This is a genomic window from uncultured Bacteroides sp. (assembly GCF_958445495.1).
Lineage (GTDB): Bacteria > Bacteroidota > Bacteroidia > Bacteroidales > Bacteroidaceae > Bacteroides.
In genome coordinates, this window is sequence record NZ_CAUCSQ010000008.1 from 88,570 (window position 1) to 110,479 (window position 21,910).

At 44.7% G+C, this 21,910-nt stretch carries 17 protein-coding genes and 1 pseudogene; 3 read left to right on the top strand and 15 right to left on the bottom strand.

The window, feature by feature from the left end; translation table 11 throughout:
- Window positions 1-12: 12 nt before the first annotated feature.
- Window positions 13-1,290 carry an IgA Peptidase M64 gene (locus tag Q5076_RS04535; protein WP_303011197.1) on the bottom strand — a complete coding sequence of 426 codons (1,278 nt, stop codon included), beginning with the start codon at window positions 1,288-1,290 and terminating at the stop codon, window positions 13-15.
- A 152-nt stretch (window positions 1,291-1,442) separates the two neighbouring features.
- On the opposite strand from Q5076_RS04535, the gene Q5076_RS04540 reads away from it, so the two are divergent.
- A complete protein-coding gene (locus Q5076_RS04540; RefSeq protein WP_303011199.1) occupies window positions 1,443-1,922 on the top strand; it encodes an Lrp/AsnC family transcriptional regulator in 480 nt (159 codons plus the stop codon).
- Window positions 1,923-1,966: 44 nt separating this feature from the next.
- Here Q5076_RS04540 and Q5076_RS04545 read toward each other — a convergent pair whose 3' ends face one another.
- The 6 genes from Q5076_RS04545 to Q5076_RS04570 all read right to left on the bottom strand — a co-directional run bounded on the left by Q5076_RS04545 (window position 1,967) and on the right by Q5076_RS04570 (window position 6,722).
- Complete coding sequence (locus tag Q5076_RS04545) at window positions 1,967-2,455, bottom strand: dihydrofolate reductase (protein WP_303011200.1); 489 nt, start codon at window positions 2,453-2,455, stop codon at window positions 1,967-1,969.
- A 225-nt stretch (window positions 2,456-2,680) separates the two neighbouring features.
- Window positions 2,681-3,475: a thymidylate synthase gene (locus Q5076_RS04550; RefSeq protein WP_303011201.1), complete on the bottom strand. Its 795-nt coding sequence runs from the start codon at window positions 3,473-3,475 to the stop codon at window positions 2,681-2,683.
- A gap of 147 nt (window positions 3,476-3,622) precedes the next feature.
- On the bottom strand, window positions 3,623-4,894 hold the full coding sequence (gene cls, locus Q5076_RS04555) for a cardiolipin synthase (RefSeq protein ID WP_303011202.1): 1,272 nt from the start codon (window positions 4,892-4,894) through the stop codon (window positions 3,623-3,625).
- Between the two features lie 199 nt (window positions 4,895-5,093).
- Window positions 5,094-5,423, bottom strand: coding sequence for a DUF5056 domain-containing protein (locus Q5076_RS04560; protein WP_303011203.1), 330 nt, complete (start codon window positions 5,421-5,423; stop codon window positions 5,094-5,096).
- Window positions 5,404-5,955, bottom strand: coding sequence for an RNA polymerase sigma factor (locus Q5076_RS04565; protein ID WP_303011204.1), 552 nt, complete (start codon window positions 5,953-5,955; stop codon window positions 5,404-5,406). The genes Q5076_RS04560 and Q5076_RS04565 overlap by 20 nt, the downstream gene beginning before the upstream one ends.
- The gene (locus Q5076_RS04570; RefSeq protein WP_303011206.1) at window positions 5,952-6,722 is read right to left on the bottom strand and encodes a DUF6249 domain-containing protein; all 771 of its coding nucleotides are present in this window, start codon (window positions 6,720-6,722) and stop codon (window positions 5,952-5,954) included. The genes Q5076_RS04565 and Q5076_RS04570 overlap by 4 nt, the downstream gene beginning before the upstream one ends.
- A gap of 107 nt (window positions 6,723-6,829) precedes the next feature.
- On the opposite strand from Q5076_RS04570, the gene Q5076_RS04575 reads away from it, so the two are divergent.
- Window positions 6,830-8,374, top strand: a complete 1,545-nt coding sequence (locus Q5076_RS04575) for an rRNA cytosine-C5-methyltransferase (protein WP_303011208.1) — start codon at window positions 6,830-6,832, stop codon at window positions 8,372-8,374.
- 47 nt (window positions 8,375-8,421) lie between these two features.
- Here the strand turns inward: Q5076_RS04575 and Q5076_RS04580 are convergent.
- The 6 genes and pseudogenes from Q5076_RS04580 to Q5076_RS04605 all read right to left on the bottom strand — a co-directional run.
- Window positions 8,422-8,685, bottom strand: a pseudogene (locus Q5076_RS04580) (hypothetical protein); the annotation flags it as partial.
- A 56-nt stretch (window positions 8,686-8,741) separates the two neighbouring features.
- Entirely contained in the window at window positions 8,742-9,935 is a 1,194-nt protein-coding gene (locus Q5076_RS04585) for a TolC family protein (RefSeq protein ID WP_303011209.1), read from the bottom strand.
- A gap of 14 nt (window positions 9,936-9,949) precedes the next feature.
- Entirely contained in the window at window positions 9,950-13,069 is a 3,120-nt protein-coding gene (locus tag Q5076_RS04590) for an efflux RND transporter permease subunit (RefSeq protein ID WP_303011210.1), read from the bottom strand.
- A gap of 76 nt (window positions 13,070-13,145) precedes the next feature.
- On the bottom strand, window positions 13,146-14,378 hold the full coding sequence (locus Q5076_RS04595) for an efflux RND transporter periplasmic adaptor subunit (protein ID WP_303011211.1): 1,233 nt from the start codon (window positions 14,376-14,378) through the stop codon (window positions 13,146-13,148).
- 88 nt (window positions 14,379-14,466) lie between these two features.
- The gene (locus Q5076_RS04600; protein ID WP_303011213.1) at window positions 14,467-14,877 is read right to left on the bottom strand and encodes a DUF6769 family protein; all 411 of its coding nucleotides are present in this window, start codon (window positions 14,875-14,877) and stop codon (window positions 14,467-14,469) included.
- Window positions 14,878-14,966: 89 nt separating this feature from the next.
- A complete protein-coding gene (locus Q5076_RS04605) occupies window positions 14,967-16,604 on the bottom strand; it encodes an ABC-F family ATP-binding cassette domain-containing protein (RefSeq protein ID WP_303011214.1) in 1,638 nt (545 codons plus the stop codon).
- 126 nt (window positions 16,605-16,730) lie between these two features.
- Between Q5076_RS04605 and Q5076_RS04610 the strand changes: the two genes are divergently transcribed.
- Window positions 16,731-17,129, top strand: coding sequence for a response regulator (locus Q5076_RS04610; protein ID WP_303011216.1), 399 nt, complete (start codon window positions 16,731-16,733; stop codon window positions 17,127-17,129).
- Window positions 17,130-17,425: 296 nt separating this feature from the next.
- Here the strand turns inward: Q5076_RS04610 and Q5076_RS04615 are convergent, their stop codons facing one another.
- Window positions 17,426-19,675: an inorganic phosphate transporter gene (locus Q5076_RS04615; RefSeq protein ID WP_303011217.1), complete on the bottom strand. Its 2,250-nt coding sequence runs from the start codon at window positions 19,673-19,675 to the stop codon at window positions 17,426-17,428.
- Window positions 19,676-19,765: 90 nt separating this feature from the next.
- A complete protein-coding gene (locus Q5076_RS04620) occupies window positions 19,766-21,865 on the bottom strand; it encodes an RNA degradosome polyphosphate kinase (protein WP_303011218.1) in 2,100 nt (699 codons plus the stop codon).
- Between the last annotated feature and the right edge of the window lie 45 nt (window positions 21,866-21,910).

A 21,910-nucleotide genomic window follows, 5' to 3' on the forward strand; every position in this document is an offset into this window, starting at 1 on the left:
ATAATCCTTTATTTACGGTACATAGAATTCGATGATTCGACGAATGGCGCGTTGGCATATCGGGCAGAATTCCGGATACTCGTTTGTTTTCATGCGGCAGTTGTACGTTGCACGGTAGACACCCTTGAATGAATATCCTCCTCCTTCATATACGCCTATCGGATATTTTTCTCTTTGTTCTGTCGGGGTGGGTATCGGAGTATTCGGAACAAGCATATCCTGCCATTTTGAGGCGAAATCGACTCGTGTGGAGATGTTTTGCTCCCAGGGTTCCACATCCAGCGGATAGGTATCGGTCATTGTGTCGTTTTCATAAAAATATTCGTCGGCCAGTCCGGCGAAACTATGCCCGAATTCATGGACAACGACCGGTTTGAACATCGGGTGGTGGGCGGTAGTCAGAGTATATGAGTTATAAATTCCCCCGCCGCCGTAAACATGGGTGTTGGCAAGAATAATAATGTGCTCATAAGGAATACCCGCTAATGCGTTATGAATGGATTTTACCCGGCTGGTAGTCAGGTATCGCTCTGAATAGAAAGTGTCGAAATGTGAATGGACGGCAGTTTGTTTCCACAGGTTCTCACGTGGAACGCTTACGCCGCTGTCTATGGACGGGCTGGCTACCGCTACGATGTTGAATTTCTGTTTCATTGACCGGAAGGGTTCATGCGAGAACAAACTTTCGCAAGCCTGCCGTGCATCTTGATAAAATAGATCCATTTCTTTTTCTGTATATCCTTCGGCAAGGATGGCGACATCAATGCAATCTTTTTCGTTGCCGCTTTGATGCATGTAGCGATGTGGGGTCACGTGTGAAGTGCCGCGTTTATGGATTAAAATATCATCAGGGGTCACCGTGTGTTTGTAGCTCGCCATTATTTCCCTACGCGGGGAATATAATGTGATTTCTATTTCCACAGCCTTTTTGGGAAAAGGAAGGAGAAAAGTATTTTCAAACCCTTTTGCAGTGACCTGGGCTTCATCCGTAGACAACCATTCGTGGAACAGAGAAGAGAAAGATGTCTTGTAGATGCATTGGCCGGTCGCTTTATCTTTTACGATAATCTGGCCGTTACCGGCTAGGGGAAGTTCGGATAAATGATGGCGTCGTCCCGCCCAGGAGGGAAGTTGGGACAGCTCATCCAGATAGATGGCTTGCTGTTTGGCATCTCCGGTGAAAATGTAGTCAACCCGTAATGTTTTGTCTTGAAAAAACTCTGCAAAATTCTGCGAATAACTTCCTAAAGTTATAAACAAAAAAAGTATTGTACAATAAAATTGTTTCATATAAGTAGCATATTTATGTTTTTTGCAAAGGTACAAACTATTATTGACTTATCCACTTCTTGCAAATAAAAGTAATAAACTATAGTATTTGTTGCCGGAAAATCGCTAACTTTGCATAAAAGATTCATAGATTAAAACAATTTGATTCAAAAATGGGACATCATCAATTAGACGCTTTGGATGAACAAATTCTGAAATTAATTGCCGGAAATGCCCGTATTCCTTTTTTGGAAGTGGCGAGGGCTTGCAATGTTTCCGGAGCCGCGATTCATCAGCGTATTCAGAAGTTGACTAACCTTGGTATATTAAAAGGTTCGGAATATGTCATCGATCCAGAGAAAATCGGCTATGAGACTTGTGCTTATATTGGTATATATCTGAAAGATCCCGAATCTTTCGATTCGGTAACAAAAGCTTTAGAAGCAATTCCGGAAGTTGTGGAATGCCATTTTACCACCGGAAAGTATGATATGTTTATTAAGATTTATGCCAAGAACAATCATCATTTGCTGAGCATTATCCATGATAAGTTGCAACCATTGGGGCTGGCACGTACAGAAACGTTAATCTCCTTCCATGAAGCCATTAAACGGCAGATGCCAATCATGGTTGATGTGGAAGAAGAGGATTGATTGCATAAAAGCCGTCTGTAAGACGGCACGTATTGCAAGGACATTTATCCTTTTACGTAATTCACAAAAGCATAGGGGCAGGGATGTTTCTCATCTGCGGGATGAGTCTCTCTGCTTTTTTCATGCCATACGGTAGGGGATATTTCCGGGAAAAAAGCATCCGCTTCGGGTGCTGTGTCGTCAATTTCCGTCAGGCAGAGTTCGTCTGCCAAAGGAAGTGCCTGCCGATAAACGCTTGCACCGCCGATAATATATACTTGTTCGTCTTCTTTACAGTTTTGAAGGGCTGTTTCGAGTGAGGAGAAAACTTCCGCTTCCGGGCATATGGTGTCCGGATTGGAAGAGAGTACTATATTCCTGCGGTTGGGTAATGCGCCTTTTGGAAGTGATTCAAAGGTTTTTCTTCCCATGATGATTGTGTTTCCGGTTGTCAGTGTTTTAAAACGTTTCAAATCATTGGGTAACCAGAAAAGGAGTTTGTTATTGAATCCGATAGCCATGCGGCGGTCTATTGCAGCTATGATTGATATCATGGTTTTTATGCTTTTTTCTAAAAAACACATCGAAACCGGCGATTGTTTTATCGGCCTGTGCAATGTTTGCCATCTATGAGACAAACCATGCGGCGGTTTTTATTTTGATGCCGTTTTTAAGAATTTGTTTTATTGTTAATAATACTTGTCGTATTCGGAGTTTCTATATTCAAAGAATATGGAAATTCTCGCCTGTCATCCTTTAAAAGGAGAGGAGAGAGCCGCTTATACAGCTACTACCCCTGCAATGTGTGGATGCGGATTATAATTCACCAGTTCAAAATCCTCGAATTTGAAGTCGAAGATGTTTTTAATATCCGGATTGATTTTCATTTGCGGCAACGGCCGCGGTTCGCGTGTCAGTTGCAGCCTGACTTGTTCCAAATGGTTCTGATAGATATGGGCGTCACCGAAAGTGTGGACAAAGTCGCCGGCTTTTAATCCTGTAACTTGAGCCATCATTTGCAACAATAGGGAATATGAAGCGATGTTGAAAGGGACGCCGAGAAAAATGTCGGCGCTGCGTTGATAAAGTTGCAGGCTTAACCGTCCGTCCGCTACATAAAATTGGAAAAAAGCATGACAGGGAGGAAGGTTCATGTTGTTTAAATCCGCAACATTCCAGGCACTTACAATGATACGGCGTGAATCCGGATTATGTTTGATAGTTTCTACCGCCTCACTGATTTGGTCGATGAATCCACCGTTGTAATCAGGCCATGACCTCCATTGATAACCGTAAATGTGCCCAAGGTCTCCGTTGGCATCCGCCCATTCATTCCAGATACGGACTCCGTGGTCTTGCAGGTATTTTACATTGGTATCTCCTTGCAAAAACCAGAGTAGTTCATATATGATTGATTTTAAATGTAATTTCTTGGTTGTTAAACAAGGAAATCCATCATCAAGATTAAAGCGCATCTGATGGCCGAAAACGCTGATGGTCCCGGTACCTGTGCGGTCATTTTTTTTTGTGCCTTCAGTCAATACGCGGTCGAGCAAATCCAGATATTGTTTCATAATTGAATAATTTACTTAAAAATAGCATTTTAAGATTGTACAGATTGAAGATTGGTACTAATTCTGCGTTTCTATTTTTTCCTGCACAATTAAATAATCTATGTATCTGATTAATCCATAGGGTAAAAGATGATTCTTTGTGCAAAATTACAAAAATGGGGTGAATAAATTAGCAAACCAACCGACGAACTTCTTCCAGGGAGAACGCTTTTTCCAAAATTCCGGCGTTAACTGAGTACAGTGTCCAATATCGTCATGGAACATGGCATTCAATTCTGCCGTTGTATTTTTATCAAAGATAAAAGCATTTGTTTCATAGTCATACCGTAAACTGCGGCTGTTTAAATTGGCGGTTCCGACCGTACAGAACAAATCGTCAACCATCATAATTTTGGAGTGGTGAAATCCTCCGTTATACATATAAACGGTGGCGCCTCTTTTCATCAGTTTATGAAGTTTATAAAGTGCGGCGTCGGGAGTGAATGGGATATCTGAGGCGGAAGACACCATAATTCTCACATCCACACCGCGGTCGATTGTACGTTTCAGGGCTTTGGTGATTGAAGAAGTGGGTACGAAGTAAGGATTGACGATATGCACGTTTTTTTGTGCGGAATATATAGACATTGCATAAGCATGGCTTAACATACGGCTGTTTTGTTTGGGGGTACGGTCAACAATGGCGATTACAGTATTCGCACTGTCGCTTTTTGCTTTATGGTCTGGAAAATAACTTTTTCCACCGATATCCTGTTTAGTCTCTTTATTCCAAATTGTAAGGAAGATTTTTTGAAGCTCATTGACCGCATCGCCTTCTATACGCATGTGCATGTCACGCCATGTTCCTATTTTAGGAAGTCCGTTGATGTAATAATCGGCGATGTTCATTCCTCCCGTATAAGCTACTTCACCGTCGATGACGGCTATTTTCCGGTGATCGCGGTGTGCGGCATGGTTGATGTAAGGGAAAGTGAACGGGTCGAACTTGACGATTTCAATGCCTTGCTCACGGATTTTCTTGAGATGTTTCTTTTTAAGCGGTTTGTTATTCGACCAGTTTCCGAAGGCGTCAAACATAGCCCGTACTTCGACGCCTTCTTTTACTTTTTCGGCCAGGAGTGCAAACAGGGAGTTGGCGATAGAGTCGTTTCGGAAATTGAAATATTCCAGATGTACGTGATGTTTGGCTTGCCGGATAGCTTCGAATAAGTCTATGAATTTCTCCCGTCCGCTTTTTAGGAGTTTTACTTTATTATTGTCGGAAATGGGAATATCCGATTCCTTTAGAAAACGAAGTACAAGGGAGTCGCTTGTGAGTCCGATAGAATCTCTGGGGTGTGTCATCAAACTGTCAATGACACTTGCCTGGACATGCAGTAAAGGCAGAAACAGGAATAAAATGAATATATATAGTTTCAAAACTCTTCTCTCTATTTTAGTTTACAGGGCTTCAAAGATACAATTTCTGTATCTGGGCTTACTTGCTGTAAAGGATAGATTTATTATTGTTTAATAGTCATGAGAGTTTATAAGGATTTATTAAGACTTTTGTTTTAGTTCACAAAGGCCGGCCTGTTTTTAACCGGATTCTTGTCGGCAGGAAGATTTTTTATATGGCTTATGCTAATGAGGCTATCTTTTTGGTTGCCATGAACATTAATACTATGCCTGCAATGATGAGTGATTGCGGGTCGGGATGGGTTGTTCCATGATTAATCATGTTGACAAAGACTTCCCAGATTGTTTTCCATACAGCCTCAAATCCTCCTAATCTACAGAAAAGTACGATTCCTATGGCTGTTATGAAAGAATTCCAGATATATATCAATCGATTGCTCCGATTGGGTAAATGATGCATTACGCGATGGCTGAATCCGTTATCAGCTATTTCTTGTTTGTTTTCTGCAAAGAAATTCTGCAGAAGTTTATCATTGTCTGTTTTTGTCATAACCGTTTTGTTTTAAATATATTGCTAGTTTCTCTTTTCCGCGTGACAAGTGGCTTTTTACCGTTCCTGCCGGTATTCCCATAATCCCGGCTATTTTGTCAATGCTCACATCTTCCATGTAAAACAAGGTGATACAGGTCCGTTCCGCTTCTTTTAATATTTTGAGTGATTGGTAGATATCTATTTTTTGCCCGACATTTTCTTGTTCAATGCAGTTGGCCGTATCTATTTCTCTAGTATCCAAAGCAGACGTCTCTTTTCGGTTGCGAATATAATCATAAAAAATATTGTAGGCAATCCGGTACAACCATGTTGAAAAACTGGATAGATTCCTGAATGAGGCTATGTTTGTGTAGGCTTTGATAAATGTATCTTGTGCCAAATCATCACTCAATTCATTGTCTCCACAGGTCAGGTTCAGAAAAAAACGTCGGACGGACGACTGGTATTTCTTTATTAATGAATCGAAGGCCTTGGTATTTTTGAACACGACGACCTGTGCGACTAGCGATATATCACTGAATTGTTTCATCGGTTCTCTTCATTCTTTTCTTCATTGGTTTCTCCTGCTTTTGTGTCCGGAGAGATGATACCGGAACGGTTTTCTGTTCTTGTTTCGGTTGAGCCATCTTTATCATTGCCGTATCGGGTATGATTTTGCGAGACAGGAGTCTGTTCATTTTTATGTTGCATGTAGCCTATCAACCATTGTCCGATTCCCATAAACATGACGAGCAGTCCGATGGAGGCTATTTCAAATTCTTCTGTGATGGCCCAAAGGAATATGAAAAGTCCGATGCCGGTAAAGGTGTTTTTGATTCCTCGAGAGCGTTGGTCGGTGGGCTTGTTTTCGCGGAGGAGTTCTTCAGGCAACGGTTGCCCTGTGGCAAGTGCCTGTTCGATTAGGCGGTAACGGGCTTGCCGATTCTTATATCGGAAGAAAAAAATAATGAATATGATAAATACCGGAAGCCCGAAAACGGCAATAATGGTGATGATAGGGAGTAGCGTGCTGTTTCCCAGGTTGTCGAATGGGAAATCATTGTCATCCGCATGGAGGCCGATGCTAGTGCTTCCTTGTCCGTGGCTCGTGTCTTTGTTCGTAGAACCGGAGACCGTTGTATCCGGTTCCACCGTGGCGGCTGTTACGTCAATCTTGTCTGTCTTGGCACTTTTTTTCTCGTTTGCGTTTATCTCCGTTTTTCGTATGGAATCGCGTGCAGCATTTGTCTGAGGTTGGGCACTTGCCGGAGAAGAGGCTGTAAATACAAACAGTAAAGCGATTAAAATTTGTTTCATATCAGTAATTTTAAGTTGTTTCTTTACCTGTTAGACGTACTTAATAATATGGAAAGTTGCAAAGAGACGAAATATTTTTGATATTTGCAGGAATTAATAGATAGAAAATGAATCTACCCGCTTCTTTTATCGATTATACCCGTTCTTTATTGGGTGACGAGGAATTTGAGAAACTGGCTTCTGCTTTACGGCAGGAACCTCCCGTAAGCATACGTTTGAATAACAGGAAATGGAGGATGGACGACAGGATATTTTCCGCTGTTCGGCAGAGCGGCGTAGCTTGTCCCCGATTGTCTGTTGGCAGTTGTTTGTCGAACCGGGTTCCTTGGGCTTCCGAAGGATATTATTTGAATGAGCGCCTGACTTTTACATTCGACCCTTTATTTCACGCAGGCTGTTATTATGTGCAAGAGGCTTCTTCTATGTTTATAGAGCAAGTATTCCGCCGGTATGTTACAAAGCCGGTGATAATGCTTGACTTATGTGCCGCACCGGGGGGAAAATCTACTCACGCCCGTAATCTGCTCCCTGACGGAAGTTTGTTGGTCGCTAATGAAGTTGTCCGGAATCGTTCGCAGGTTCTTGTGGAAAATCTGACGAAATGGGGACATCCGGATGTTATTGTCACGAATAACGAGCCTTCCGGTTTTTCAGCGTTATCTTCGTTTTTTGACATAGTTCTGTTAGATGTACCTTGTTCGGGAGAAGGGATGTTCCGTAAAGATTCGACGGCTATTGAGGAGTGGAGTGTGGAGAATGTTGAAATCTGTTGGCAGCGCCAGAGACGGATTGTTGCGGATGTCTGGACAAGTTTGAAACCTGGAGGAATTCTGGTTTATAGTACGTGCACTTATAATACGAAAGAGGATGAGGAGAATGTACGTTGGATTCAACAGGAATATGGTGCGGAGTTGTTGGCTGTGGATGTTTGTGACGAATGGAATATTACGGGAAATTTGCTTTCGGAGAGGCTGGGTCCGGTATATCATTTCTTCCCTCATAAAACCAGGGGGGAAGGTTTTTTCCTGGCAGCATTCAGGAAACCTGCAGAGGAAGACGGAGAGCTGGAAACTACCGCCTGTTCTTTTCCGAAAAACAGATTCTCGAAGAAAAAGAATAAACGGGAGGAAGCACTTCCTTTTTTAAAAGAGAATATCGTGGCCGCTAAAAGCTGGTTGAATGAGACAGTTGTCGGAAAATATGCTTTGTCGGTAACGGAAGGGGCTGAAATATATGCTTTTCCGCAGCAGTACGTAGACGAACTGGCTATTCTGAAACAGAATTTAAAAGTGATAATGGCAGGCACTGCCATCGGTAAGGTGAAAGGGAAAGACTTGGTTCCTTCCCATGCTTTGGCTATGAGTACTTCGCTTTTGAAACAAGATGCTTTCGCTGTTGAGGAAGTAAATTATGAACAAGCTGTCGCTTATTTGCGAAAAGAGGCCGTTACTTTGTCAGTAACAGCCCCTCGTGGTTATGTTTTGCTTACTTATCAGCATATTCCTCTTGGGTTTGTAAAGAATATCGGTAACCGTGCCAATAATCTTTATCCGCAAGATTGGCGTATCCGTAGTGGGTACTTGCCGGAAGAGATACGTATATTATCAAATTTGATTACGGAAGTGTGCCGGCAGGCATCTCCAGATAAGTGAGTGCGAACCTGACTTGTTTACCGGTTCCGGTTTCTCCTTCATCCGTTGAGAATGCCGCATACGTAAATCTGGCGTCCGGCAGGCACTCCGGTCCACCCGCTTTCAGTTCCGGCACTTGCAATACGGATATCATTGATTTCCAATGAATAATCCCCATTCCCGCTTTCTAATCCGAGATAACGTTTTCCTCCCATAGGCACTTCGTATCCGTCTTCGTAAAAACGGAGCGGATTGACGTCATCATCTTTGCAGGCGTTTGATAAACTAAGAATGCAAGACAGAGCGAACAAACGGAAAAGTTTAGATTTCATATTTGATATTTACGGCAGAAATAATATACTCTCCAGAATAATCCCAGTCTTTTCTTTCATAATTTATTTTTGTAAATCCGTGCCATCGCCTTCTGGTACTGGTTTTCCAGTTGCAGGTAATTCTGGTGGCTTTGATAGATTACGGATACTTCGACAAAATACTCAATCATGCTGATTTGTCCTCCGGTCAAAGCTTGTTTCAACAATGCGAGGTCTTGTTGTGACTGGAATGTTTTTTTATATTGTTCCATTGACCCGTACAATGTCTTAGCTTCGCGATAGAGCTGTGACAATTCGGATTCGGCCTGTAATGCGGCATTGTCTTTTTGCAGGTCGATATTCAGCGCTTGTGTCTTTGCTATTTTCACTTTATTCCGATTCTCGAAAATAGGGAAAGAAAAGCCTACCACTATTCCGTTAAAGGGGGCTCCCGTCTCGGTATTGCGGCGGTAGCCCAGCTCTAGTTTAGGCAGCCATTGCGACTTGTTTACCGTGATTTGTTTACGGGCAACAAGGCTTTCGTCATTCAGAGCCATTAAAGTGCGGTCGGCAGACAATACTTCCGATTTCAATATTTGATAGTCGGACGGGAAAGGAACCGGAGGATACTGGTCCTCTTCAAAAACTACGGGTATGTTTCCGTTCAACGCATTCAGTTCCTGCATTTTGTTACGGAGTGTTGTCTCATTCAGTGAAGCCTCTGTACGGACATTCAGCAGTTCCAGGTTTATCTTATTAGTCTCAAGTGCATTCGCATCTCCGGTTTGGAGCCGTTTGGCGTACATCTCCGCCAGAATCTCCGCATTATGAAGACGTTCTTCCAAAATCCGTTTTTGTTGGCGCAACATGATAATATCCAGGCAAACTTCTTTTGCCTGCAGTAACTTATTCTGACGGAGCACGTCGGCCTGGCTGTTGTAAGCGTTGGCTTTCAGGCGGCTTAATTTGTTACGTGTCACATACAGGCTGGGAAAGTCAAAACTTTGTGAGATGACAAGTTCCCCTATTGTTTCACTCTTGTCTTCCGCTCCCCAAAGGTGAGCGTAAGACAGAGTCGGGTCGGGCAAATTATTTTCCGTTTTTGCCTCTAGTTTCTGTGAAGTCACCAGTTGCGCATTTGCCTGTAATTCTTTATTATTTATCTCTATGTTTTTTAATACTTGTTCTATGTTGTTTTGGGCTTGTACTTTATTGGCCGATATAAGGAGTACAGCGCTCATTACAGAACATATAATAATCATTTGTTTCATACTTGTTTTTTATTTTACTGTCTTTCACTATGAGTCGGTGCTAATTCCGGCTTTTTCTGGTTGTGCATCATCAGGTAAACAATCGGGATAATAAAACCGTTCAGGAAAGTGGATGTCAATAATCCTCCTAAAATGACCTTAGCCATCGGGCTCTGTATCTCATTGCCTGGCAAATCGCCTCCTATAGCCAGCGGGATTAGCGCCAGTGCGGAAGACAATGCGGTCATCAGGATTGGATTCAGACGGTCGAGAGACCCCTGGATAACACTGTCATACAGTCCCACTCCTTCTTCTTGTTGTAAATGGTTGTAATGGCTGATGAGCAACATACCGTTTCTTGTTGCGATGCCGAATAAAGAAATGAAACCGATAATGGCGGGAATGCTGATTTCTCCAGTCGTGATAACCAATGCGAACACGCCTCCGATTAGTGCAAGCGGCAGGTTCAATAGAATGACCCCCGACTCTTTTACGCTGCGGAATTCATGGTAAAGCAACAGGAAGATGATGACAATGCTGATGAATGAAGTCAGCGCCAATGTCCGGCTGGCGGCCTGTTCGCTCTCAAACTGCCCTCCGTATTCGATATGGTAACCTTCGGGAAGACGTATTGATGCGTCGATTTGTTTTTGAATATCGTTGACGACACTGCGGAGGTCACGGTCGGCTACATTGGCGGAGATTACTATTTTCCGTTTTACATTTTCACGGTTGATAGTGTTCGGTCCCATCGCCGAAATCACCTCTGCTACATAGTTAAGCGGAACTTTACGCCCGTTGTCGGTATCTATCATCAGATTACGGATTTTCTCTATTTCGTCGCGCGCATCGTCTTTTACCTTGATGATAAGGTCGAAACTCTTTCCCTGTTCGTACACTTGTGAAATGACTTTTCCCGCCAGAGCTACATTTATATACTCCGAAAATTCCGGTAAGGTGATGCCGAACTTAGCCAACATTTCCCGCTTAGGCTGGATTTTTAATTGCGGGCGTTCGATTTGTTGTTCCACATTTAAATCGGCAATGCCGGGAATGTCATTGATTACTTCTTTTATCTCATTGCCGAGTGAGAACATTTTATTCAGGTCGTCTCCGAATAGTTTGATAGCGATGTTCGCTTTTGTCCCGGAAAGCATGGCATCGATTCGGTGACTGATCGGTTGTCCGATTTCGATGTTGGCTCCGGTGATTGTGCCGAGTTTCTCACGTACTTCGGCAACCAGTTCGTTGCGTGAGCGTTCTTTTAGTTCGAAAGGAGCCTCTATTTCCGAAACATTTACACCGAGAGCATGTTCGTCCAATTCGGCGCGTCCTGTCTTACGGGCTACCGTTTGGATTTCAGGAATCGTTAATAACAATTCTTCGGCACGGTGTCCCATTTGGTTGCTCTCTTCCAAAGAAATACCCGGAAGCGAGCTGATGTTTATCGTGAATGAACCCTCGTTGAAAGAAGGCAGGAAACTGCGTCCGAGCGTGAAAAATACGCCGAGAGCAATTACAAAGAGTGCAACCGTGCTTCCCAGAGTCACTCGTTTGTGGGCTAATACCCATATAAGCGCCTTTTTATAGATACCTTTCATCCAGCGTGCCAGAAACGCTTCTTTCAGTTCCTTATCGGTTCTGTTGCTCCCCAGTAGATAAGAACATAATACCGGGGTGAGCGTCAGGGCAACTACCGTTGAAGCAAATAGAGCTACAATGAAAGCGATGCCCAGAGGGACGAGCATGCGCCCTTCCATCCCGCTCAAAAAGAACAGAGGTACGAAGCTGACAACGATGATTAGCGTCGAATTGAGGATAGGCATGCGGACTTCTTTGGAAGCGTTGAATACGACTTCCAGCGTACTGAGCCGTTCGGCCTCCGTTTTCAGCCGGTTCTCTCTCAGGCGTTTGTACACATTTTCCACGTCGACAATTGCGTCATCCACTAATGAACCGATGGCTATTGCCATACCTCCGAGACTCATCGTGTTGATGGTTAATCCCATGTAATGCAATGTGAGTATGGAAACGAGCAGTGAAAGCGGCAATGTAACTAATGAAATGAGCGTGGTACGCACATTCGCCAAGAATAGGAAAAGTACGATTACGACAAAGATTCCTCCTTCGAGGAGAGATTTCTTTACGTTTCCGATAGAACTCTCGATAAAGCGGCTCTGGCGGAAAATATCTGTCGATACTTTTACGTCTGCCGGCAGGTTTTTCTGGAGGTCTTTTAAGGAAGCTTCCAGTTTGCTTGTCAGTTCCAATGTGCTTGTAGCCGGCTGTTTGGTTACGGTCAGCAGTACGGCAGGTTTGCCTCGTTCGGAAGCAGTTCCCAGTTTCGGAGCTTTCGGGCCGATTTTTACATCGGCGATGTCCTCCAGTTTTACGGGAAAGGCGTTTACCGTTTTTATGACGGCTTTGCCGAGTTCCTCTACTTTCGGGGTAGAGAGTACCCCGCGTACGATATATTCATTTCCGAACTCATAGAGTACCCCGCCATTCGCATTCAGGTTCATGTCTTGGGTAACTGCCATTACTTCACTCATTGAAACACCGTAGTGGCGCATCCGTTCGGGGTCCAACTGAATCTGGTATTCTTTGATGTCTCCGCCTAGTACGGCCACCTGCGCTACCCCTCCTGTAGACAACAGGCGCGGGCGAATTGTCCAGTCGGCAATTGTACGGAGGTCAAGCATGGAGGTGGAATCGGCAGTCAGCCCGACAATCAGCATCTCGCCTAAAATGGAAGATTGGGGGCCCAGTGTCGGCTTGCCTACATTGACGGGAAGCGATTCACCGACCACCGCCAGTTTTTCGCTGACAATCTGGCGGGCAAGGTAAATATCCGTCCCCCAGTCAAATTCGACCCATACGACGGAAAAACCATTGGTCGAAGAAGAGCGGACGCGACGTACTCCGGTAGCCCCGTTAACGGCGGTTTCTACAGGAAAGCTGACAAGCTGTTCCACTTCTTCGGCGGCCATTCCGTTGGCCTCAGTCATGATGACTACCGTAGGGGCGTTCAGGTCGGGAAATACGTCTACTTCCGTGTGCATGGCGGTATAAGTTCCGGCAATGAGCAGGAGAAAAGCCGCACAGAGTACAACCAACCGGTTGTGCAGGGAGTAATGTATAATTTTATTAAGCATTTTTATCTATGGATTATGAGTGATGAATTTCCGGTTACTGTCAGAATCTCGGTCCGTACAATCTCCGGACAATTTATTAATGTTCGTGGCTGTGTGCGGGAATGGCATTGCCGGCACTTGCCAGACGTACCTGGTAGGCCCCTTCGGTAACAACCCGGTCACCTGTTTTTATGCCACTCAGGATTTGTACGCTCCGTCCGTTGTCGGCTCCTAACGTAACTTCCTGTTTCTTATATCCTTCCTCGTCGAGCTGCAGATATACGAAATAAACTCCCTGCTCTTCCGTTAAAGCCGTACGGGGAAGGGAAAGGACATTCTCCTGTTGAGAGGAAAGCAGATATATTTCCACAAAAGAGCCGGCGATGATATCACCTTTGTTGTCGAACTCAAAAGTCACGGGTACATAGAAAGAATTGTCTCCCGACGATTTTCCGAAAGAGAGAAGTTTGCCGTTGAGCGATTTTAATTCATACACCTTGTTGTCGTAAGGGGTACGGAAATTGGCGGAATTGATGTTATGGAGATACGGGTAATATTTTTCCGACACTTCGGCACGGAGAAAAAGCCGGCGGTTTTGCGTTACGCTGACTAAGGGCTGCCCGATTGTTACGTAATCCCCTTCTTTCACCAGGATATTTTTAATGTATCCGCTAATCGGAGCCATAATGTTCTGTCCGATTGCCGAATGGTTCTTTGCAAGGGCTTCGTAACTGATGCGGGCATTTTCATAATTTTGTTCGGCTTGTGCGAAATCCTTATCGGATACAATCTTGTTTTTTACAAGTTTCTTCATACGTTCGTATTCCTTCTTTGACACCTCGTAGGCGATGCGGGCGCGTTGTACCGGGTCGCCGTCTGCAATGTTATGTGAAGAAATCGTTATTAGCGGAGTGCCTTGCCCTACGCTCATTCCTTCTGTCACCTTGCCGCGGAAAGAAACGACACCGGCCACTGTGGCTACGGCGACGGATTCGTCCCCCTGTGCGGCTAATACCTGTCCGCTGGTCTTGATTACTTGCCGGAACGGCGCCGGTTCTACTATGTCTGCCTTTACGCCGGCAGCTTCAGCTTTCGCTTTCGGGAGAATGATTTCATCGCTATGTGTTTCCGTTCCGGCAGCCTGGTTGTATGCGTGAGAATGTTCGGGACCCTCTGCCTCGTGAACGTGTCCTTCCGTTTCGTGGTCGTGTCCATCGTGGTTGTGTGTGACGGTACTCTCGTCATGGCTTTCATGACCTTGCGTGTTTTTGTTATTGCAGGAACCCAGGGTGAATAACCCCAGAGCCCCTATAATGATAAGTTTTCTCATAAATTATAATTTTCCTACTGGTTTTTACTGTTTTTGCGTTACAAAGATAGGATAATGCGGATGCAACCGATTTGCATTCACATCGACCTTATGCGAAAACAGAGTAGGGAGGGGCGCGGAGGAAGGCGTCACGGGAAATATCGGTACCGTGCAGGGAATCTCGGTAGACATAATAGTTTTTGACCCGTTTCTCTTGCGGTTTGAGCAAGTGTTCGATAATGCCGTCCGTGAACAGAGTGGCGATAAGGATGTAATCCGGCCCGCTGTCCGTATGAAAAGAGGGAGTGGGGGAATGAAAGCGTGTCATGCATTCGCTGCTGCAGCACGAATCGCTTCCCGGATGATGGTTCGGTTTGGGGCATTGCTGTTCTACGGGTAAATCCTGTTTCAGGCAAATCATGCCGTTAGGATGATGATGATGAGGGACAACGGACACTATCAACATGATGATGTTGATAAAAAACAGTAAAGTCACTATAGTCCGTTTGTTCTCTTTCATCTTCTTCTAACCACCTGTTATAAATGAGGTTACAAATATACAAATACTTTCTTTCCGATTGGATACCGCTAATGTCTTTTTATTATTTATTATTTCTTTTCCAGTTCTTGCAATGAATCCATTTTCTTTTTTTCCAAAAATTCGTAAATTCCGCAAAGATGCTCTTTTACTTTCCGGTTGCCGAATTCATAGACCTTTGAAACCAGGCCGTCGAGAAAGTCGCGGTCGTGGGAAACGACAATCAATGTTCCGTCAAATTCAAGTAACGCCTGTTTCAGGATATCCTTGGTTTTCATGTCGAGGTGGTTTGTCGGTTCGTCCAGAATCAGAAGATTGACCGGTTCCAGTAACAACTTAATCATTGCCAGCCGGGTCCGTTCTCCTCCGGAAAGCACTTTAACCTTTTTCATCGACTCTTCCGGACCGCCGAACATGAAAGCCCCCAGCAAGTCACGGATTTTATTCCGGATTTCTCCTTTGGCTACATCATCGATTGTTTGGAAAACCGTTAGGTTCTCATCCAGTAAAGAAGCCTGGTTCTGGGCGAAATAACCGATTTGTACATTGTGACCGAGCGTGAGCGTTCCCTCATGTTCGATTTCTTTCATGATACATTTTACAAGCGTAGACTTGCCTTCGCCGTTCTTGCCGACAAAAGCGACTTTATCACCGCGTGCTACGGTTAAGTTGGCGTTACGGAATACTACATGGTCGCCGTATGCCTTGCCGACTCCTTCCATGATTACCGGGTAACTTCCCGAACGGGGAGAAGGCGGAAACTTCAGTCGCAGGGCAGACGTGTCTTCTTCGTCCACTTCCAGGATTTCCAGTTTTTCCAGCATTTTCACACGGCTTTGCACTTGCAGCGTTTTCGAATACGTCCCTTTGAAACGTTCGATGAACTCTTTGGTTTCAGCGATGAATTTCTGCTGTTCGTCATAAGCCTTTTGTTGTTGTTCGCGCCGTTCTTTACGCAGTGTCAGGTATTGGGAGTAATTTACCTTATAGTCATAAATACGTCCCATCGTCACTTCAATGGTGCGTGTCGTGATGTTATCTACGAATTTGCGGTCATGGCTGATGACGATAACCGCTTTTCCGTTATTAATCAGAAACTCTTCCAGCCATTGGATAGATTCGATATCAAGGTGGTTGGTCGGTTCGTCGAGTAAAAGGACATCCGGTTTTTGCAACAGTAATTTCGCAAGCTCGATACGCATTCGCCATCCGCCGCTGAATTCATTGGTCGGGCGGTTGAAATCCGTTCGGGTGAAACCGAGGCCGAGGAGCGTTTTCTCCACATCCTCTTCGTAGTTGGTGGCATCGATAGAATAGAATTTCTCGCTTAGTGCGGAAACCTCTTCAATCAGAGCCATGTAGCTATCGCTCTCGTAGTCTGTCCGTATTTCGAGTTCTTTGTTTAACCGTTCTATCCGCGCCTCCATTTCATGCAGGTGTGCGAACGCCTGGGCCGTTTCCTCAAACACGGTCCGTTTGTCTTCCGTCATAAGATGTTGCGGCAGATAAGCCACCACACAGTCTTTGGGAGTCGAAACCTTGCCACGGGTCGGTTGCCGGACACCCGCGAGGATTTTAAGAAGCGTACTTTTACCTGCTCCGTTTTTCCCCATCAAGGCGATACGGTCTTTCTCGTTAATAACAAAGGAAATATCACTGAATAAAGTAGTGCCGCCAAACTCTACGGCCAGTCCGTCTACAGAAATCATATTATTCTTTATAAATTGCAATTTGCCCTGCAAAGATAGCGAAATATATGAATCTTTTTTATAACTTGCGCGCTGAAAAGAGAGACCGGCTCGGAAATACAAATAAAATAACAATATACAAGCAACATGGAAAATGGACAGGTAAATGAATTCAGACCACTCATTTTGGTAGCGGAAGATGATGACAGCAACTTCAAATTAATCAAGGCCATAATAGGTAAAAAATGTGACATAGAATGGGCGAGGAACGGTGAGGAAATGATACAGTTGTTCCTGCAGCACCAGGAGCATGCCAGTGCCATGCTGATGGATATTAAGATGCCGGTAATGAATGGGTTGGAAGCTACGAAAATTATCCGTGAAACGAATAAGGAGATTCCTATTATCATGCAGACTGCCTATGCTTTCAGTTCGGACAGGGAAAACGCGATGAACGCGGGTGCTACCGAAGTGTTGGTGAAGCCGATTACATTAAACATCCTTCGTACCACGTTAAGCAAGTATTTACCTGATTTGAAATGGTGACAGGGACATCGGGGAAATGAGTGGCGGATGACGGATGCGAGCGACGTATCGGCAATTTAAAATCCGTCCATTTTAAGTCTGTAAATAAAGCCTTCCCGATGGGAATTGCAATATGAGTAAGTGAATTTATTTCTTCCTGTAGCCTTGAAGAGGCAAACTTCTGCAATCAGTCATTGTATTTTATATAATATATCTTGCACACTGCCGGATTTTTTCAGTAAAACAATGAAAAATACCGCGATGTGCAAGATAAACTTTTAGTGACCGGAAGAGACGATGTAATTCCCTCCCGTTTTTTATGGCATTTCCGCTTCTATCTGGAACTTACGGCTGACTTTCATGAGGTTAATCGTATAAGTCACCACATTTTGCGCTTCCTGAACCATTGTCAGATAGACCATGCTGACACGGATACTTCCGGACTGGCTTTGAATGCGTTGCAATTCTTTGCGTTTAAGCAATGAAAGTTGCCCGTTAAGTTCGTTTGCACGGTGAATATCCTCCTCCATGTTGTCATAATCGTTGTTCTCTATTTTTTTACGGCATTGTTGAATCAGATAAGTGATATCTTCGGCTACATCACCGAATTCACCTTTTTGGATAGCGTCTAACGGATTGAAATTGTTATCGATATGCTCCAGGCACGGTTCGCAAAGTCGGGAAATACAGTAAACCAGTTCACTGGCGAAATCGTTGCCCTGGTAATAATAGAGCCCTTTTTCGAGAACAGTGTTATTGTCGAGACGGCACATGGCTACGGTTCCCGTACGTTTCATCTGTTTGATAAGTTGTTTTTCAAACTTGGTAGCTCCCATCGCGCGGCGTAATCCTCTCAGGTTTTCATGGATAAACGAGTTGACGGTCAGCTCAAAGTTGGTTTCTGCATATTCGAGTACCTTGCCAAGTTCCTCGCGGGTGTGCTTGCGCATTAATTGCAGGGCTTCCTCACTGTCCGATGTCTGCATCAACTGTTTCAGGGTTTCGTTGCCCTGTTCTTTCGCTTTACGTTTTTTGTACATTACTTGGCTGCGTATCAGGATAAATACAGCCAGGGCTATCAGTACGATGATAGAAATGTTGCCTCCGTAATGTAATACCATGGTTACAAAGAAACAGATAGTAAAAGCTGCTCCGGCAGTGATAAACCAGCCGCCGATAACGCTTAGTACGCCTGTGATGCGGTAAACGGCAGAATCGCGTCCCCATGCACGGTCGGCCAATGAACTTCCCATTGCTACCATGAAAGTGACATAAGTCGTTGACAGAGGAAGTTTCAAGGAAGTTCCCAAAGCGATGAGAAGGCCTGCCAATACCAGATTTACGGAAGCCCGGACAAGGTCAAAGGCCGCTCCGTCGGCAATAATCGCCTCATCTTTCCGGAAACGGGTGTTTATCCATTTTTTGGTGCTTTCAGGAGTGATTTGCGATATTCCGTTTGCCAGTGTCATGCTGAAACGGACCAATGTACGGGCTATAGGAGTACTTCCGAAATTCTCCTCTCCTTCATCCTGGCGCGAAAGGTCAACGGAAGTTTTGATAACAGCATGTGCTTTTTTAGAAGTGCAGAGTGCGTAAACCATAATCATGCCCGCACCTATCAGGAAATACCAGGGAGTTTTGGCAGGACCGAGCAGGGAAGTCATCAGGAAACTTTCCGGATTCCCGTTTCCGTTAGCCGTAAAATCCATAAAAGAAGAGAAACCGGCAAGAGGGACACCGATGAAGTTAACGAGGTCATTGCCGGCAAAGGCGAGAGCGAGGGCGAAAGTTCCCATCAACACCACGACTTTGAAAACATTGATTTTCAACCAGTGGAGTATCTGCATTAAGATGGTAAAGAATACAAAAGAAACGCCGATGAGCGTCCACGTGTTTTCCTGTATCCAATGTTTGTTCTCAGGAGTCATGAAAGAACTGTCTTTCAGTCCTTTGATAAGCATGAAATAAATGATAGAGGTAGCGGCTATTCCTCCGAAAAGCGCAATGCTGTATTTTATCTTTTTTGTGTAGTTGAAAGTAAATATCACACGTGCCAGCCATTGAACGAGCATTCCGAAGAAAAAAGCGATTGCTACGGATACGAAAATCGCCATAATGACCGAAAGAGCTTTATCGGTATTTATCAGGTCGCCCAATCCGAGCGTGTCGCTATTGTGTACCTTTATGAGCGAGAGTGCGAAAGTACCTCCCAACAATTCAAAAACCAGAGAAACCGTGGTAGAGGTAGGCATTCCCATAGAGTTGAACACATCCAGCAAGACTACATCCGTGAGCATGACGGCCAGCAGGATACACATGATTTCGGCAAAGTAGAAATGTTCGGGTTGGTAAATGCCGTGCCGGGCAATGTCCATCATGCCGTTAGAGAGCGAAGCTCCGATAAAGATTCCTACCCCGGCAATAAACAGGATTGTTTTAAATGAAGCGGCTTTGGCTCCTACGGCCGAGTTAAGAAAGTTGACAGCATCGTTACTTACTCCGACGATAAGGTCGAATATGGCAAGTACGAAAAGGAAGATGATAATACATAAATAAATTGTCTCCATAAAGTTGTGTATGTTATTTCCACCTGCAAAGGACGGAGTTTAAGGTTGCAGGGAAATGTCATACATGTTACATTTATGTTACAATCCCATTCAGGTATTCTTTTTACTTAACCAGTCATAGAAAGCATATTGCGCCCGGACGCCGGGTGTTCCGGGACTTCTTTTCTTGAATACATTCTGTAATCGGCCGTCTACCCAACATGCCTTTTGATTGTCAGACAGTTGGATATTCAACATTTCAATCAGGCCGGTACGCAGTTCGGAATCGAGAATCGGGGTGACAGCCTCTATGCGCCGGTAAAGATTACGGCGCATCCAGTCGGGAGAACCCATAAATACCTTAGGATGTCCGTCGTTGTTGAAATACCAGACACGCGCATGCTCCAGAAAACTGTCTACGATACGGGTAATACGGATGTTGCGGCTGTATGGTTGTCCGGGAATCAGGCAACAGATGCCCCGGATGATAAGGTCAATCCGGACCCCGTGTTCGGACGCCTCATAGAGGCGGTTAATCATTATCGGGTCCTGGAGAGCGTTCATTTTAAGGATGATACGGGCGGTCTTACCCTGGTCGGCAAGCTCTATTTCACGGTCGATGAGGCGGTTTAATTCAGGGATAAGATTAAAACGGGCGACAAGGAGAGTGGTGAATTGGAGATTCTCTTTGCCTTGCAAGGTACGGAAAAGGTTATAAAGGTCGTTTACGATTTCTTTACGGCACGTGAAAAGACCGCAGTCAGCATAAAGAGTCGCCGTTTTCTCATTAAAGTTACCGGTACTGATATAGGCATAGTTGGGTATCTTCTTACCGTTGAGGCCGCGGCGGCGGACAAGAGCCACTTTGGCATGCACTTTCAAGCCGGGAATACTATATATGATTTTGATACCGGCAGCTTGCATCATTTCGGCGGTAGCCAAATTGTTTTCTTCATCGAACCGGGCTTTCAGTTCGACGAATACAGTCACCTTCTTGCCGTTTTGCGCGGCGGCTATCAATGTGTTGATAACGGCAGAATTCTCCGCTACGCGATATTGGGTCACCATAATCTCCCGTGTTTCGGGATTGTGCACGGCTTCGTAGAGAAAATGGATGAAATGTTCGAAAGAGTGATAAGGATAATATAACAGCAAGTCCTTTTGGGCGACATAGTTGAAAATAGACTCTTTCTCATCGAGTACGGTCAGTTTCATCGGTTTCGGTTTCTCGGAGCCGTGGACTGACTTGTTCGGATTCGGGAGATGCCGCAAGTCCTCCAGGTTCAGGTGCTTGTCTCCGGGCACAAGCTCGTCGCGCTGTATGTGGAAAGCGTCGATTAAGAAATCGAGGAAATCCTGCGGCATGGCACGGTCATAGACAAAACGGCATACATCGCCTATCTTGCGCTTTTTCACCTTCTTCTTCAGTTGGGCTACCAGGTCGGCGCTGCTGGCCGTATCGTCAATGAGGATATCCGCATCGCGTGAGATTTTGATACTGTAGCAAGAGTCAACGTCATATCCGGGAAAAATGAGAGTAAGATTCGCCTTGATGATGTCTTCGGTAAACATCAGATAATAATTCTTGTCGTGAGGCGGAAGCTCGATAAAACGGGGAACCTTGGTGTAAGGCTGTTTCATGACGAAGTAATAAGGTTGCCGGGCGGTGTCCGGACATTCCCCTTTGGCATATTTCTCTTTAGCCTCTTCTCTTTTCAAGTAAACCCGTATGGCGAGATAAAGACGGTTGTCCCGCAGGAAAGAGACGATTTTGTCTTTGGAAACAGGCACAGGTTGCAGATAAGGGAAGATTTCTTCCCGGAAAAAATCCTTGATAAATTGTTGATGGAACGGTTCCACGTGGCTGTCCTGATAAAAGACGATATGGTTTTTGCGCAATGCGGGTAATATTAGCTGTTCGTAGATTCGGACGCGGTCGTCCAGTTGCCGTGTGACCTCCCGGTTGATTTCTTCCACCAGTTCGCGTGCCGATTGTACGGTTTCTTCATCGCTTTCCGTAGCGCCTGATGCGATAGCCTTATGGTCGGCTACCCGTATCTTGTAAAATTCTTCCAGGTTGGAAGAATAGATGGAAATGAAATTAATGCGTTCGTAAAGCGGCAAGCGCTCATCCATTGCCTCCAGCAGTACGCGGTAATTGAATGAGAGCCAACTGATATCTCGTTTGAAATAACTATATTTGTTTTCCATGTGCTTTAAGATTTTTCCAAATATAGTATCTTTGCAGGATTAAAC

Bases quoted from the DNA above. Each gene is read 5' to 3' on its own strand.
- Q5076_RS04585 (WP_303011209.1), bottom strand. From the start codon at position 9,935: ATGAAACAAATGATTATTATATGTTCTGTAATGAGCGCTGTACTCCTT.
- Q5076_RS04590 (WP_303011210.1), bottom strand. From the start codon at position 13,069: ATGCTTAATAAAATTATACATTACTCCCTGCACAACCGGTTGGTTGTA.
- Q5076_RS04535 (WP_303011197.1), bottom strand. From the start codon at position 1,290: ATGAAACAATTTTATTGTACAATACTTTTTTTGTTTATAACTTTAGGA.
- Q5076_RS04565 (WP_303011204.1), bottom strand. From the start codon at position 5,955: ATGAAACAATTCAGTGATATATCGCTAGTCGCACAGGTCGTCGTGTTC.
- Q5076_RS04550 (WP_303011201.1), bottom strand. From the start codon at position 3,475: ATGAAACAATATCTGGATTTGCTCGACCGCGTATTGACTGAAGGCACA.
- Q5076_RS04610 (WP_303011216.1), top strand. From the start codon at position 16,731: ATGGAAAATGGACAGGTAAATGAATTCAGACCACTCATTTTGGTAGCG.
- Q5076_RS04620 (WP_303011218.1), bottom strand. From the start codon at position 21,865: ATGGAAAACAAATATAGTTATTTCAAACGAGATATCAGTTGGCTCTCA.
- Q5076_RS04615 (WP_303011217.1), bottom strand. From the start codon at position 19,675: ATGGAGACAATTTATTTATGTATTATCATCTTCCTTTTCGTACTTGCC.
- Q5076_RS04540 (WP_303011199.1), top strand. From the start codon at position 1,443: ATGGGACATCATCAATTAGACGCTTTGGATGAACAAATTCTGAAATTA.
- Q5076_RS04570 (WP_303011206.1), bottom strand. From the start codon at position 6,722: ATGAAACAAATTTTAATCGCTTTACTGTTTGTATTTACAGCCTCTTCT.
- Q5076_RS04575 (WP_303011208.1), top strand. From the start codon at position 6,830: ATGAATCTACCCGCTTCTTTTATCGATTATACCCGTTCTTTATTGGGT.
- Q5076_RS04560 (WP_303011203.1), bottom strand. From the start codon at position 5,423: ATGACAAAAACAGACAATGATAAACTTCTGCAGAATTTCTTTGCAGAA.
- Q5076_RS04605 (WP_303011214.1), bottom strand. From the start codon at position 16,604: ATGATTTCTGTAGACGGACTGGCCGTAGAGTTTGGCGGCACTACTTTA.
- Q5076_RS04595 (WP_303011211.1), bottom strand. From the start codon at position 14,378: ATGAGAAAACTTATCATTATAGGGGCTCTGGGGTTATTCACCCTGGGT.
- Q5076_RS04600 (WP_303011213.1), bottom strand. From the start codon at position 14,877: ATGAAAGAGAACAAACGGACTATAGTGACTTTACTGTTTTTTATCAAC.
- Q5076_RS04545 (WP_303011200.1), bottom strand. From the start codon at position 2,455: ATGATATCAATCATAGCTGCAATAGACCGCCGCATGGCTATCGGATTC.